Annotated in this window: 15 protein-coding genes; 7 read left to right on the plus strand and 8 right to left on the minus strand. The window is 47.4% G+C overall.

Annotated elements, in window-relative coordinates; translation table 11 throughout:
• Nucleotides 1-2 precede the first annotated feature (2 nt).
• Nucleotides 3-1076, minus strand: a complete 1074-nt coding sequence (gene hemH, locus EGC76_RS04530; protein WP_128351823.1) for a ferrochelatase — start codon at nt 1074-1076, stop codon at nt 3-5.
• Between the two features lie 39 nt (nt 1077-1115).
• Nucleotides 1116-2183, minus strand: a complete 1068-nt coding sequence (locus tag EGC76_RS04535) for an alpha/beta hydrolase (protein WP_128351824.1) — start codon at nt 2181-2183, stop codon at nt 1116-1118.
• Between the two features lie 145 nt (nt 2184-2328).
• Here EGC76_RS04535 and xthA point away from each other — a divergent pair, with 145 nt between their 5' ends.
• A complete protein-coding gene (xthA, locus tag EGC76_RS04540; RefSeq protein WP_128351825.1) occupies nt 2329-3138 on the plus strand; it encodes an exodeoxyribonuclease III in 810 nt (269 codons plus the stop codon).
• Between the two features lie 31 nt (nt 3139-3169).
• Here the strand turns inward: xthA and yfbV are convergent, their stop codons facing one another.
• Nucleotides 3170-3577, minus strand: a complete 408-nt coding sequence (gene yfbV, locus EGC76_RS04545; protein WP_128351826.1) for a terminus macrodomain insulation protein YfbV — start codon at nt 3575-3577, stop codon at nt 3170-3172.
• 175 nt (nt 3578-3752) lie between these two features.
• On the opposite strand from yfbV, the gene EGC76_RS04550 reads away from it, so the two are divergent.
• From EGC76_RS04550 to EGC76_RS04565, 4 genes are read left to right on the plus strand one after another with little or no spacing between them, the layout of a single operon-like run.
• Nucleotides 3753-4106, plus strand: a complete 354-nt coding sequence (locus tag EGC76_RS04550; protein WP_128351827.1) for a Spx/MgsR family RNA polymerase-binding regulatory protein — start codon at nt 3753-3755, stop codon at nt 4104-4106.
• Nucleotides 4079-5230: a succinyl-diaminopimelate desuccinylase gene (gene dapE / locus EGC76_RS04555; RefSeq protein ID WP_128351828.1), complete on the plus strand. Its 1152-nt coding sequence runs from the start codon at nt 4079-4081 to the stop codon at nt 5228-5230. Before EGC76_RS04550 ends, dapE begins: the two co-directional genes overlap by 28 nt.
• Nucleotides 5224-5940: a M15 family metallopeptidase gene (locus EGC76_RS04560; protein ID WP_128351829.1), complete on the plus strand. Its 717-nt coding sequence runs from the start codon at nt 5224-5226 to the stop codon at nt 5938-5940. The genes dapE and EGC76_RS04560 overlap by 7 nt, the downstream gene beginning before the upstream one ends.
• Nucleotides 5928-6092, plus strand: a complete 165-nt coding sequence (locus tag EGC76_RS04565; protein WP_128351830.1) for a DUF2897 family protein — start codon at nt 5928-5930, stop codon at nt 6090-6092. Before EGC76_RS04560 ends, EGC76_RS04565 begins: the two co-directional genes overlap by 13 nt.
• Here the strand turns inward: EGC76_RS04565 and purC are convergent.
• Genes purC through dapA form a run of 3 tightly spaced genes read right to left on the minus strand, consistent with a single transcriptional unit; the run spans nt 6089 to nt 8802 of the window.
• On the minus strand, nt 6089-6802 hold the full coding sequence (purC, locus tag EGC76_RS04570) for a phosphoribosylaminoimidazolesuccinocarboxamide synthase (RefSeq protein WP_128351831.1): 714 nt from the start codon (nt 6800-6802) through the stop codon (nt 6089-6091). The two genes, EGC76_RS04565 and purC, sit on opposite strands and share 4 nt — an antisense overlap.
• 44 nt (nt 6803-6846) lie before the next feature.
• Nucleotides 6847-7914, minus strand: coding sequence for an outer membrane protein assembly factor BamC (gene bamC / locus EGC76_RS04575; protein WP_128351832.1), 1068 nt, complete (start codon nt 7912-7914; stop codon nt 6847-6849).
• 12 nt (nt 7915-7926) lie between these two features.
• Nucleotides 7927-8802, minus strand: a complete 876-nt coding sequence (gene dapA / locus EGC76_RS04580; RefSeq protein WP_128351833.1) for a 4-hydroxy-tetrahydrodipicolinate synthase — start codon at nt 8800-8802, stop codon at nt 7927-7929.
• A 145-nt stretch (nt 8803-8947) separates the two neighbouring features.
• Here dapA and bcp point away from each other — a divergent pair, with 145 nt between their 5' ends.
• Nucleotides 8948-9418, plus strand: a complete 471-nt coding sequence (gene bcp, locus EGC76_RS04585) for a thioredoxin-dependent thiol peroxidase (protein ID WP_128351834.1) — start codon at nt 8948-8950, stop codon at nt 9416-9418.
• 8 nt (nt 9419-9426) lie between these two features.
• On the opposite strand, the gene EGC76_RS04590 is transcribed toward bcp, so the two are convergent.
• Nucleotides 9427-10506: an AI-2E family transporter gene (locus EGC76_RS04590; RefSeq protein ID WP_128351835.1), complete on the minus strand. Its 1080-nt coding sequence runs from the start codon at nt 10504-10506 to the stop codon at nt 9427-9429.
• Nucleotides 10507-10663: 157 nt separating this feature from the next.
• Between EGC76_RS04590 and bepA the strand changes: the two genes are divergently transcribed.
• Complete coding sequence (gene bepA / locus EGC76_RS04595; RefSeq protein WP_128351836.1) at nt 10664-12109, plus strand: beta-barrel assembly-enhancing protease; 1446 nt, start codon at nt 10664-10666, stop codon at nt 12107-12109.
• Between the two features lie 13 nt (nt 12110-12122).
• Here the strand turns inward: bepA and EGC76_RS04600 are convergent, their stop codons facing one another.
• Nucleotides 12123-12584: a TlpA family protein disulfide reductase gene (locus EGC76_RS04600; protein ID WP_128351837.1), complete on the minus strand. Its 462-nt coding sequence runs from the start codon at nt 12582-12584 to the stop codon at nt 12123-12125.
• Nucleotides 12585-12614 lie beyond the last annotated feature (30 nt).

Genomic DNA, 12614 nt, shown 5'->3' on the forward strand with positions numbered 1-12614 from the left:
GCTCACTCTCCTAAAGCTTTGGCTCGCTCAGCACGCTCTGATTCAGTATGTTCAAGGGTCCAACCATGTAACTGCTCCTGAACAATCTGAGCGAGCACATCAATATGACCGGGCTCAGCATTTAACGCTGGAATATACGCGTAGTCTTTACCACCCGCTTCCATAAAGTATTCCCGGTTTTCTTCACCGATTTCCTCGATGGTTTCTAAACAATCGGAACTAAACCCTGGACAAACAACCTGGATACGTTTTACACCCTGCCCAGGCAGGGCTTTCAGAGTCGCATCCGTATACGGTTGCAACCATTCTTCACGGCCGAAACGTGACTGAAAGGTAGTGATGTATTCATGTTTTTGCAAGCCCAACTGTTCGGCAATCAAACGTGACGTTTTGTGGCACTCGCAGTGATACGGGTCGCCTTCATGCAAGTAACGAAGCGGCACGCCATGATATGACAGAATAAGCTTCTCCGGCTTACCTTGGGTTTCCCAGAACTGTTTAATGCTTTGTGCGACCGCTGCGATGTACGCTGGGTGATCATGGTAGTGACTGACGAATCGAAAGTCTGGCAACCAGCGGCGTTTGTTGAAGTCGGTACTAATTGCATCAAAGGTTGAACCGGTTGTTGCGGCTGAATACTGCGGGTACAGCGGCAACACCACCAGCTTGCGCGCACCAGCATCAAATAATTCTTGCAAGCCTGACGCAATCGAAGGGTTGCCGTAACGCATCGCATATTTCACCACCACGTCGTCGCCATAACGTTCCGCCAATTTAGCCTGCAGTGCTTGCTGCTGATCTTTGGTGTGAAACAGCAAGGGCGAACCGCGTTCAGTCCAAACTGTTTTATAAGCAGCCGCTGAACGACGTGGGCGAATACGTAAAATAACCCCATTTAAAATCAGCCACCAAAGTAATCGCGGCACTTCAACAACACGTGGATCAGATAAAAACTCACGTAGATATGTGCGCAATGCCGGTGTTTCTGCGGCATCTGGTGTGCCTAGGTTGGTAATCAAAACACCAATTCGATCAGTTTGAGCATGGCTAAATTTGGGGCTACCTTGATAGCGCATCGATATTTACTCCATTAATTGACGCCTGTTTCCGGGCGTTCACGTCCACAACGTTATCTTATTGCGAATTTCGCCAGTTGTGACCCATTCGCGTAGTTGATCGGCCATACGTTGACCTTGATCAACAGCTTGTTGCCAATATTTAAAGCGCTCGGCAACACTGAGTTTGGCAAAGTCGGTCCGATCTGGAATCTTGCCATAGGGCAATGACGCTATAAATTCGGGTGAAGGCGACATTAAGATCACATTTGGCCACTTTGTACCATTGGTTCTGCGCCATTTAAGGTTTTTATCAAACCAACCTGGCACCACCTGATGATAAAAATGTGGATACAGCACCAAGCCTTTCACTTGTGATAAATCCACATCAAAATGATAATCTGTAATTCCGCCGTCACGATACATGCCTGCCGGAGCACCAGGTATATCACGAACCCCTTCTAGCACCATAGGAATAGAACCTGTGGCTAACAACGCAGATTTAAAGTTATCAGCCGTTAGCGTGGCTTTTAACGTGGGTATATCAACCCAATTGTTGGCAAAACCTACATCAGAACTCGGATGATGAAAAATAACACGGTCATAAAAATGCCCTAGCCAACGCCGATTAACTGCATTTAACGCCGCCGAGCCCAATAAGCCCGCCAATTGGCGTTTCCCGTTCACTGCCGATAGCCCACGACACCGCGTCACTATCCAATGATGGCGAAACTTATCCTGCTCTAATATCTTCGGCACCACATTATCGGGAATGTATTCGTGAAGTAACTTGATTGCTTCGTCAGTAATTTCCCGTACGTCAGGCTTTTCGCTGTAGGTCTGTTTGCGGTACAAACGACAAAAAAGGTCACTCGCCGCCACTGGATCAGCTTGCCCAAGGCTGGCAAATCGCCACGCTCCTGCAGAGGTTCCTAACATGTCTAAAGGTTGCTGGCGTTGCGCAAAAAAATCGCCAAACAAGTACCGATCAAGCCCTTGCAAGACAAACCACTTGGGGCCACCGGAAGCCCCCAGCAACAAACCTATATCGTCTGCATTTAAGCCATTTTCCTGAACATGAAGCCAAGCTTCACGCCCTGCCTTTATCCTCAACCAATCGGTTGTCATTGTTATCATAATCCTTGTCGGCATCAGGTGTTACATACATCGAGTATATCGAAAAAGCAGCTCCGAGGCAGCTGTTGTCGCCTCGATTGTACCAATCTGATATGCTTGCGCACTATACATTATGAACTTGCAATTGAGAGACAAAATGAAAGTCATTTCCTTTAATATTAATGGCATCCGCGCTCGCCTCCATCAGCTTGAAGCGCTTATCGAAAAACATAACCCTGACGTTATCGGCCTGCAGGAAACCAAAGTTCATGATGAGCAATTCCCGCTCGCTGATGTGCAAGCCTTGGGCTATCACGTTATATTTCATGGTCAAAAGGGTCACTATGGCGTCGCATTGTTGAGTAAAAAGCCATTGGAAAACCCAACGTTTGGCTTTCCAAATGATGGCGAAGAAGCACAGCGCCGTATGATTATGGGTGACTTTGTCACTGATACCGGCGAACGGGTTCGCGTTCTTAATGGCTATTTCCCACAAGGCGAAAGTCGTGACCATCCGTTGAAGTTTCCAGCGAAAGAAAAATTTTATGCTGATTTAATGGACTATTTAAATAATGAGCTCGATAGCGAACAACCGGTAATCGTTATGGGCGATGTGAATATCTCCCACCAAGACTGTGATATTGGTATTGGTGAAGACAACGCAAAACGCTGGCTACGTACCGGCAAATGCAGTTTCCTACCCGAGGAGCGTATTTGGTTAAATACCCTTCTCGATTGGGGCTTGGTGGATACTTACCGCCAACATTATCCAGACGTAACGGACAGATTTAGCTGGTTCGACTACCGTTCACGAGGTTTCGATGACAATCGTGGGCTACGAATCGATTTAATTCTAGCCACGCCAAAACTCGCGACACTGTGTACCGACACGGGCATTGATTATGACCTGCGGGGCATTGAAAAACCTTCTGATCATGCGCCAATTTGGAGCACGTTCTCAATTTAACAGCTTTAGCTAAGAACCCTGCCGCCCGACATTAGTGCTCGTCTGGCGGCAATTCCTTCAATGCTTTTCGTAATATCTTACCCAAGTGCATATAAGTAGGCTGCGGATACGGCTGTACCTTGAGTTTAGAAGCAAGATCACAATACCAGTGCTTAAGACGTGCATCGAGCTTGGTATTAGCGCGCCGCCCCAACCAAAACCAACCTTGAAATGGCAACGACAATAGAAATAAAGATGTGACCAGAGCTTGCGGTAACATCACCGTTCCCTGCCATTGCCACTGCACAGCTAAATTCAGCACCGCCATAACAGGCATCCACCGCGCGGCAAATGCAACGGCTGGAATAACGCGTGTTTCTGTCATTGCCGCAACCACCGCGTGCCGTGGCCAAACGTGCGCATAGTGTTGACCGTCTTTCAAAAGCTTCCAAAAATTCATAAATTTACGACTCGTTGTTCGTTATTCAACCAAGAATGTTTATTCATATTTTTCAACTAGTTACTGACTTCACGGCAGCTAACCCACAGAGTTATCCACATAAATTGTGGAGAATTCACAGTAGCTTTGACACAATGTTCAAATGAACTGAACATACCGAGAGAATTCAACCTTTATGACTATCGCAGTATATGGCATTCCAAATTGTGACACGGTGCGCAAAGCACGCAAATGGCTTGAGCAACAACAACTTGATTTCACTTTCCACGATGTTCGCGCTACCCCAGTGCCACCAGAAACATTGTTTGCCTGGCTTGAACAGTTAGGACAAGATACTGTGATTAATAAGCGCAGTACAGCATGGCGTCAACTGAACGAAACACAACAACACATCTCAAACGCTAATGACGCCGTGACACTGTTGCAAGAATACCCCACATTGATGAAGCGACCTTTATTGGATGTACACGGTCAATTTATTGCGGGGTTCAATGAAAAAACGTGGCAACACGCTTTGGAGCAACGTTAGTGGAAACTATTGAACTGGCTTGCGAGCTTATCAAACGCCCTTCGGTAACGCCTAACGATGAAGGGTGTCAGCAATTGCTTGGAGAGCGCCTTGCTAAGATAGGCTTTAAACTGGAAAGCATGGTCTTTGATGACACCACCAACCTGTGGGCTCGACGCGGTGACAGCGGCCCAGTTTTTTGCTTTGCTGGGCACACCGACGTAGTTCCTGCGGGCGCCGAGCATGCCTGGATCTACCCGCCATTTTCAGCCACACGCAAAGATGGTTATATTTTTGGACGCGGCGCCGCCGATATGAAAGGTAGCTTGGCAGCTATGGTCGTTGCCACTGAACGGTTTGTCGCGGATAACCCAGATCATCAAGGCAGTATTGCATTCTTAATTACCAGTGATGAAGAAGGCCCATTCATTAATGGCACACCAAAAGTTGTCGAAACTCTGGAAGCGCGCCAAGAAAAAATAACCTGGTGCTTAGTCGGCGAACCTTCAAGCACTGCGGAACTTGGCGATGTGGTTAAAATAGGCCGACGCGGAAGCCTTACCGGCGATTTGACCGTATTTGGAATACAAGGTCACGTTGCTTATCCACATTTGGCTGAAAACCCTGTCCACAACGCAGCACCCGCCTTGGCAGAGTTGGCACAACAAAGCTGGGATGACGGCAATAGCTCGTTTCCGCCAACCAGCTTTCAAATTTCAAACGTTCAAGCGGGTACCGGTGCCGGCAATGTGATTCCAGGGGAATTGCATGTGCAGTTTAATTTTCGGTTTAGCACCGAATCAACCGCGGAGCAGCTCAAGCAGCATGTGGTTACCGTTCTGGACAACCATCAGTTAGATTACTCGGTACAGTGGAAGCTTAACGGCGATCCGTTTTTAACCGAATCTGGTGCACTGGTAGAAGCAACTGTGAACGCCATTGGGGAACACACGGGCCGGTTGCCTGAACTGTCAACTGCGGGTGGCACCTCGGACGGCCGCTTTATTGCCCCCACCGGCGCACAAGTGATTGAACTCGGTCCGATAAATGCAACCATCCATAAAGTTAACGAATGCGTCAGCGAAGCTGACCTAGAAACGCTAACTCGGGTGTACGAAAAGGTACTTGAAAACTTACTATGCTAAAACCAGCAGAACTGTGTGGTATTGCTAACAGCCATGTTCGCCAGGTAACCGGCGAACGCGAAGGCGTTTGCCTGCAACCGACCGTGGCTGACGCCTACCTCGCAATGCGCGACGCGGCTGCGGCCGATGGGATACATCTAGCAATTGCCTCTGCGTTTCGCGATTTTGAACGCCAACGCGCCATTTGGAATCGCAAGTTTAACGGTAACGCTCCTTTGTATAATGACCGGGGTGAATTATTAGACACGACACAACTCTCAACCGGTGAAAAAATTGAAGCTATTTTAACCTGGTCAGCGCTACCGGGTGCAAGCCGCCATCATTGGGGAACCGATTTCGATGTGTACGACCCCACCCCTTTTAGCAGCGGCGAACGAAAACTCGAACTGATTCCGGCTGAATATGAACTTAACGGCCCGTGCTACTCGCTGCACCAATGGCTCATAAAGCATGCACGTGACTTTGGCTTTTTCTTTCCGTATGCACGCTATCAAGGCGGTGTGGCCGCTGAGCCTTGGCATCTGAGCCATCAAACGCTAGCCAGTGAAGCTCTGGCAGCTTTAAACACCGAAGTACTATCTCAACTCATCGGCCAACACGATATTGCCGGTAAAGCCTATCTACAAGAGCAGCTTGGTGATATAAAGGCGCGATTCATCGACGCAATTTGTAGCGCTGACATTACCGCAGGTGACATATGGTTTGGTTAATGATTTTACTCGGTGTAGGCATCATTATTGGCAATTTGATGTTACTCAAACATACCGCACATATAAAAATGCCGTCGCTGAAAGATCATCAGCAACGGCACCAAGAACAAGAACAAGAAGAAAAAGATAAAGACAAATGGTCAGACGATTAAAGTGGCACACCTAAACGTGCAGCCACTTCTTCATACGCTTCAACCACACCGCCTAAGCCCTGACGGAAACGATCTTTATCAAGCTTCTTACGTGTTTCTTTATCCCATAAACGGCATCCGTCTGGGCTAAATTCATCGCCAAGTACAATTTGACCGTCGCCATCGACACCAAACTCAAGTTTGAAATCGACCAATAACATACCGGCATCATCGAACAGCTTCAGCAACACATCGTTTACTTTAAACGTCAGCGCTTTCATTTGTGCTAACTGTTCAGCGGTCGCCCAGCCAAAACTAATCGCTAATGATTCATTAATAAGTGGATCATGCAGCGCATCATTCTTTAAAAACTGCTCAAACGTTGGCGGGTTAAGTGCCTGCCCTTCGGTAACACCAAGGCGACGCACCAAAGAGCCCGCAGCAAAGTTACGAATCACACATTCCACCGGAATCATATCCAGCTTCTTAACCAAGGTTTCAGTTTCGCTTAACACTTTATCTAGTTGCGTTGGGATGCCTGCTGCTTCCAACTTGGCCATAATAAAGTTGTTAAACTTATTATTCACCATACCTTTGCGTTCCAGCTGCTCAACTTTTTCGCCATCAAATGCCGACGTGTCGTTGCGGAACTGAAGAATTAACCGCTCGGGGTTGTCCGTAGTAAATACGGTTTTGGCTTTTCCCCGATATAATTCAGTACGTTTTTCCATGAGCAGCTTTATCTCCGAACAGTTAGCGATTAAAAGTGCGCGTATTATAAGCCACTTTGGGTGCGAATTTCAGCAGCAAACGGTGCAAAAATTTCCAGTACCTGATCTGCTTCGATAGCTTTGTTGTCACGGAACAGCGTGATTGAAGTGCGGCTACGATCACCGGTGACTTTCACTTCATAGTCGCCATTAGGTAGCGTGAGCTTGCCTTCAGAGCTATTACCCCAAAATAAGAAGCCTGATTCTTCTGAGTTGTAGGTGGTGTAGTATCGGCCAGTTTGCTGATTAAAGTCATTCACTTCAAAACCGAGTTCTGGCAGTACTTCTTGCATCAGCGCCCATGTGTAACTGAAGCTTGCACCCATCATGATGCTGGCATAACCATCTTCATCGAAGCCCATATCAATCACTACAGAACCATCATCGTCAATGTCGGCAACGCCTTTCTGTTGCGTAATGCCAATTTCGCTGACCACTGTGTTGAGTACTTTTGCGGCGGCTTCACGGTCCTGAAAATTTAAATAGTCGGCACTGATAGTTACGTCGTTGTTACTCACAATTTCGCGATCACTCACCGTACTGATCAACGCAGTAGTCCGGCCATGCTCGGCTGTGTCCAGCATAATCTTAACTTTTCGGCTAACAGCAATTTCCGTTTCATCTTCGCCGTAGGTGAACGAGTCCGTCAACCAATCCGTAACCACGAATTGCTTTTCAACTTGTTGATCAAGACTTACACCGCGCGTACGAAGTGCTTGTAAAACGCCTTGCCAAACGTATTGTTCAACGTCTGACATGCCTTCCAATTCATCGAAAAACACCCGAACTTGGGTTTCATTTTCTTCAACCCGACTGCCTTCTGCCACCGGCCATACCAGCGTTGGCGCTAAAATAGGTACATTTTTACCAATCGGAGCTTCTTTCGCAGCATCAGGAATCGCATAGCGGTTCGTTAACGCAGGTAATTGCTTATTTGGCGCAGGTTGGATTTGAGTATCTGTTTGTAACTTCGTGTAGTCGAATTTACCTTCAGCTTGCTCTTTGGGCGTAAAACTACAAGCACTAACCAGCACTGTTGTGGCGCCGGCTAGTACAATTAAATTAAATTTCATTATGACTCCGCTCTAGATTAAACCTGCTTGTTTTAATGTTTGTTCGATGTGTTGTTGCTGCGGAAGTTCCGGCTCAAGCATCGGTAATCGATAATTAGCTTCTAATTTCCCCATCAGAGAGAGTGCCCATTTCACCGGAATCGGGTTGGCTTGCACGAACATAGCTTCGTGAATACTGGCTATTTCAGCATCAAGTGCTTTCGCAGTCGAAGCGTCCCCAGCGGTGGCCGCAGCAACCATAGCTTTCATTTTTTCCGGAGCAACGTTAGCCGTGACACTAATCACACCGTGACCACCTTGAAGCATGAACTCGCAACCCGTCGGGTCATCGCCACTCAGTAAAATAAAATCGTCACCGCATAGCTTTTTCAACTGAATAATTCGCGATACTTCGCCAGTAGCTTCTTTAATCCCAACGATATTTGGTATTTCAGCTAGCTCTGCAACTTGCTCGGGCAGAATATCCGACGCCGTTCGTCCTGGCACGTTATACAACAACTGCGGCAAGTCAGAGGCCTCAGCGCACGCTCTATAGTGCGCCATCAGCCCACGCTGCGACGGCTTGTTATAATAAGGGTTTACATTAAGAAAGCCTTGTATCGGAAGTGTGCTCATACGCTCGGTCAAAAACACCGCTTCAGCAGTCGCGTTCGAGCCGTTTCCAGCAATCACACCAATGCGACCTGCAGCGATTTCTGCAACTGCCGACACCACCATAATATGCTCGTCATGACTCATTGTCGCCGACTCACCGGTGGTACCCATCGCCACAATTGCATCGGTACCTGCTTCACAATGCCAGTTTACCAACGCCTCAAGCGCGTTAAAGTCGACATTGCCTTGTTGGGTAAAGGGTGTCACTAACGCGACAATACTACCTGTTAACATACTGCCCCCAAAATTAATCTCTGTTCCAATGGTACTTTTCCCGTCCGGCAATGACAAGGCTGTCAGTATCTTTGCTTCCAACCAGCGCTTCTTTTATCATGGCTGCCTTGTAGTTATTTATTCACACGCGTTGTATGGAGCGATTATGAATACCTTAAAAGCTGGCGATAAAGCACCACAATTTACCCTACCCGATGCCAATAATAACGATGTGGCATTGGCGACTTTGTTACAACAAGGCCGAGTACTCGTTTATTTCTATCCTAAAGCGATGACACCCGGTTGCACTGTACAAGCGCAACAGCTGCGTGATCATCAACAGCAATTAAGCGACCATGGTGTTCAAGTTGTCGGTATAAGCACCGACGAACCTAAGCGCCTCGCTAAATTTACAGAGCGTGACCAACTCAATTTCACCTTATTAGGCGATGTTGATCATCAAGTCGCTGAAGCTTTCGGTGTGTGGGGCCTCAAAAAATTCATGGGCCGCGAATATGATGGCTTGCACCGCATCAGCTTTTTAATCAACCAAGACGGCAACATTGCCCACGTATTCGACAAATTTAAAACCAAAGACCACCATCAGGTGGTACTTGATTATCTAGCTCAAACTTAACTTGCTATTTATTGCGGCTCCGGTGGTACAGGAGGTAATTCCTGTTTAGAGGATAAGGCGGTAAAAACCGCCTTGACCAAACTGGCCAACGGAATCGCAAAGAATACCCCCCAGAACCCCCATATACCGCCAAACACCAGTACGGCCCCAATAATATAGACTGGGTTCAAGTTAACCACTTCAGAAAACAATAGCGGAACCAATAGGTTGCCATCCAATGCCTGGATGATTAAATAAACGATCATCACCCAAGCGAACATGCCAGTCCAACCGAATTGGAATAACGCCACCAAAAACACTGGTATCGTCACAACCGCAGCGCCAATGTACGGAATAAGTACTGAAAAGCCGACCAATACAGCTAGCAGCACTGCGTAGCGCAAATCAAAGAATGCAAAACACAAATAGGTAAATACGCCAACCACGAACACTTCAACAGCTTTGCCGCGAATGTAGTTCATTATTTGCATATTCATTTCATCGCTGACTTGAGAAATCAAACGTCTATTGGTTGGTAGAATTCGATTTAAGTGCTGCAACAACTGGTTCTTGTCCTTCAACATGAAAAACACCAACAGCGGTACAATAATCAAATAAATCAACAACGCCATGATGCCAATTATGCGGCTAAGCGATTGGCTTAAGATGTTTTCGCCAAACACGAGTGCCCGGTCAGTGGTAGTTTGAATAAAGTGATTTATGTTGTCCTGACTGATGTATTCAGGAAACATTTCGGGCAACCGATTGAGCAGAACCTTCACCTGCGCAAACATTTGCGGTAACTCCGCTACCAGAGCGACCGATTGCTGCCAGATAACCGGCATCAGGAACAGCATTAACACCACAATGAGCGCAACAAAGCTCATGAAAGCAATACCTACAGCGCTTAAGCGTGGCAAGCCAGCCCGGACCATACGTTGTACAGGCCACTCCAGCAAGTACGCCAGTACCACAGCCACCAAAATAGGTGCCAAAATATCGCTAAACAAAATAATTAGCGCAAACGTCAGAAGTACTAATAAAAACAATGTTACCGCGTCAGGGTCTGAAAATTTGCGGTTGTACCATTGTTTTAAATAATCAAACATACTCGGCAGCTCCAAGAAGTTGGGTAAAAACATTGCATGCTACCCATAGATACCACATCATAGCTTTGAACGTAGAAGAGTTACAGTGTTGCACCATTAAAACGGGAACCTTTTCACAATTTTATACTCTTAGCATCAGGTTATTTAGGCGCGAACGATGAAGCAGTTATTGGGAAAATTCGCCGCAGTTGCACTCGGTGTAAGTATCGCAGTTAGTTCAAGCAGTTATGCTCAGGAACGCTTGCCAGAAATTGGTACAGCTGGCGCCTCGGTCATGACCATTGAACGTGAACGCATTTATGGCGACATGTACATGCGCCAGCTGCGCGCTATGGCGCCTCTTGTGAACGATCCTGTGCTTGATGAGTACTTGCGTGATCTCGGCTCGCGCATGGTTCGTGAAGCTGACGGTGTACGCTTCCCCTTTAGCTTCTTCTGGGTTAATCAGAGTGAAATCAACGCCTTCGCGTTCTTCGGTGGCTACGTAGGTGTCCATACCGGTTTAATTTCTGAGGCTCGCACCGAATCTGAACTTGCTGCAGTGTTGGCGCATGAAGTTGCACACGTATCCCAACGGCATATTGTGCGTAACATGGAACGCATGTCGAACGCCTCCCCCACCACCATGGCTGCAATGCTCGGTGCCGTTATTCTTGCGGTGATTAACCCACAACTGGGTATGGCCGCGTTAACCGGCACCATGGGTGTTTCGCAACAAATGCAAATTAACTACACCCGTCAATTTGAGCAAGAAGCCGACCGTGTCGGTCTCAGCATTCTGGCCCGCTCCGGCTTTGACCCGATGGGTTCGCCTGACTTTTTCGGACGCTTGACCGAAAAATATCGTTATATGTCGCGCCCGCCTGAAATTTTGCTTACTCACCCGTATAGTGAAAATCGACTGGCCGATATGCGTGCCCGCGCAGAGTCAATGCCGACCCCAGTGGTGCGTGACCCAACTTCATTTTTATTAGCAAAATACCGAATTGAAGCGCGGTACATAAAATCACTCAGTGAAGTTGAGCTACGCCGACAAATTGATGATGCCGAAAGCCCGCTCATAAAGAAGGCAGCCCAGTATGCGCTTGCTATTGTACTGCTCGATAATCGACGTGCTGAAGAGGCAGAAACAGTGCTGGCGCCATTATTAAAGGCTGAGCCCCTCAATACATTTTATATCGACGTACAAACCGATGTTCTATTGGCGCAGTCGCGTAACGATGAAGCGTTGGCGCTGCTTGAGAATGCCTATATACGGCAACCTAACGAGCAGACCATTACCATCAACTTTGCGAACGCTGCAGTCGAAAGCAAGAAGTACGAATTAGCGATTGCGCTATTGCGGGATTACTTACAGAAAAATGAGAAACATGTACTGGCACTTGATCTGCTCGGAACGGCCTACCGCCTAAACGGCAATATCAGTGCCATGCATGAAACCCAAGCTGAATTGGCGGCCTTGCATGGCGCCTTTGATCAAGCCATTGATCACCTACACAAAGCGCATAAGCAAAGTGGTCTGGAGCTCGAGCGGCGTCGGTTACAAGCGCGCATTGAGCAGCTCATGTCACAAAAGCAACTGTTACAAAGCCTCAATTCTTAACTTTGATTCGCTGCTACTCATGTTCAAGTTTGGTTGCTGCAGCTAAGCTCGATATCGTTTGCTCGCCCAACAGTGGCCCTTTCACTTCACCTTCCGGCGTTATCACATAGGTTGCTGGCAGCATATTCGGTTGTGGGAAAGGCAGTGCCGGTAACGGTTCGTTTTGAATCAGTGGAAATTGTATTTGGTAATCTTCGCGAAGCTTGGCTAGTGCTGCGTTATCTAACCCATCAAAACTTACCCCAAACAATTTCACCTTGTCGCCGTATTCCTCGTGGAATTCATTCAGCTCAGGCAACTCACGTAAACAAGGTGCACACCATTCCGCAAAATAGTTCACCACCACATAGTTACCTTGCAGTTGTTCCCACGAATGAGCACCAGCCGTATCGGTATGGAAGTCTGGCGCAGGCTGACAACCACTTACAAACGCCACTGAGGCAAGTAAAACAACTGGCAAAAATCGACAACGCATAGACTTTCCCTTAAGCTATTGCTTTATTTT

It is taken from the genome of Pseudidiomarina gelatinasegens, from assembly GCF_004025325.1.
Lineage (GTDB): Bacteria > Pseudomonadota > Gammaproteobacteria > Enterobacterales > Alteromonadaceae > Pseudidiomarina > Pseudidiomarina gelatinasegens.

Coding starts and splice junctions, on each gene's coding strand:
- bepA (WP_128351836.1), top strand. CDS start 10,664: ATGAAGCAGTTATTGGGAAAATTCGCCGCAGTTGCACTCGGTGTAAGT.
- yfbV (WP_128351826.1), bottom strand. CDS start 3,577: ATGAATTTTTGGAAGCTTTTGAAAGACGGTCAACACTATGCGCACGTT.
- bamC (WP_128351832.1), bottom strand. CDS start 7,914: ATGAAATTTAATTTAATTGTACTAGCCGGCGCCACAACAGTGCTGGTT.
- EGC76_RS04565 (WP_128351830.1), top strand. CDS start 5,928: ATGGTTTGGTTAATGATTTTACTCGGTGTAGGCATCATTATTGGCAAT.
- EGC76_RS04535 (WP_128351824.1), bottom strand. CDS start 2,183: ATGACAACCGATTGGTTGAGGATAAAGGCAGGGCGTGAAGCTTGGCTT.
- purC (WP_128351831.1), bottom strand. CDS start 6,802: ATGGAAAAACGTACTGAATTATATCGGGGAAAAGCCAAAACCGTATTT.
- EGC76_RS04590 (WP_128351835.1), bottom strand. CDS start 10,506: ATGTTTGATTATTTAAAACAATGGTACAACCGCAAATTTTCAGACCCT.
- hemH (WP_128351823.1), bottom strand. CDS start 1,076: ATGCGCTATCAAGGTAGCCCCAAATTTAGCCATGCTCAAACTGATCGA.
- bcp (WP_128351834.1), top strand. CDS start 8,948: ATGAATACCTTAAAAGCTGGCGATAAAGCACCACAATTTACCCTACCC.
- EGC76_RS04560 (WP_128351829.1), top strand. CDS start 5,224: ATGCTAAAACCAGCAGAACTGTGTGGTATTGCTAACAGCCATGTTCGC.
- dapA (WP_128351833.1), bottom strand. CDS start 8,802: ATGTTAACAGGTAGTATTGTCGCGTTAGTGACACCCTTTACCCAACAA.
- xthA (WP_128351825.1), top strand. CDS start 2,329: ATGAAAGTCATTTCCTTTAATATTAATGGCATCCGCGCTCGCCTCCAT.
- EGC76_RS04550 (WP_128351827.1), top strand. CDS start 3,753: ATGACTATCGCAGTATATGGCATTCCAAATTGTGACACGGTGCGCAAA.
- EGC76_RS04600 (WP_128351837.1), bottom strand. CDS start 12,584: ATGCGTTGTCGATTTTTGCCAGTTGTTTTACTTGCCTCAGTGGCGTTT.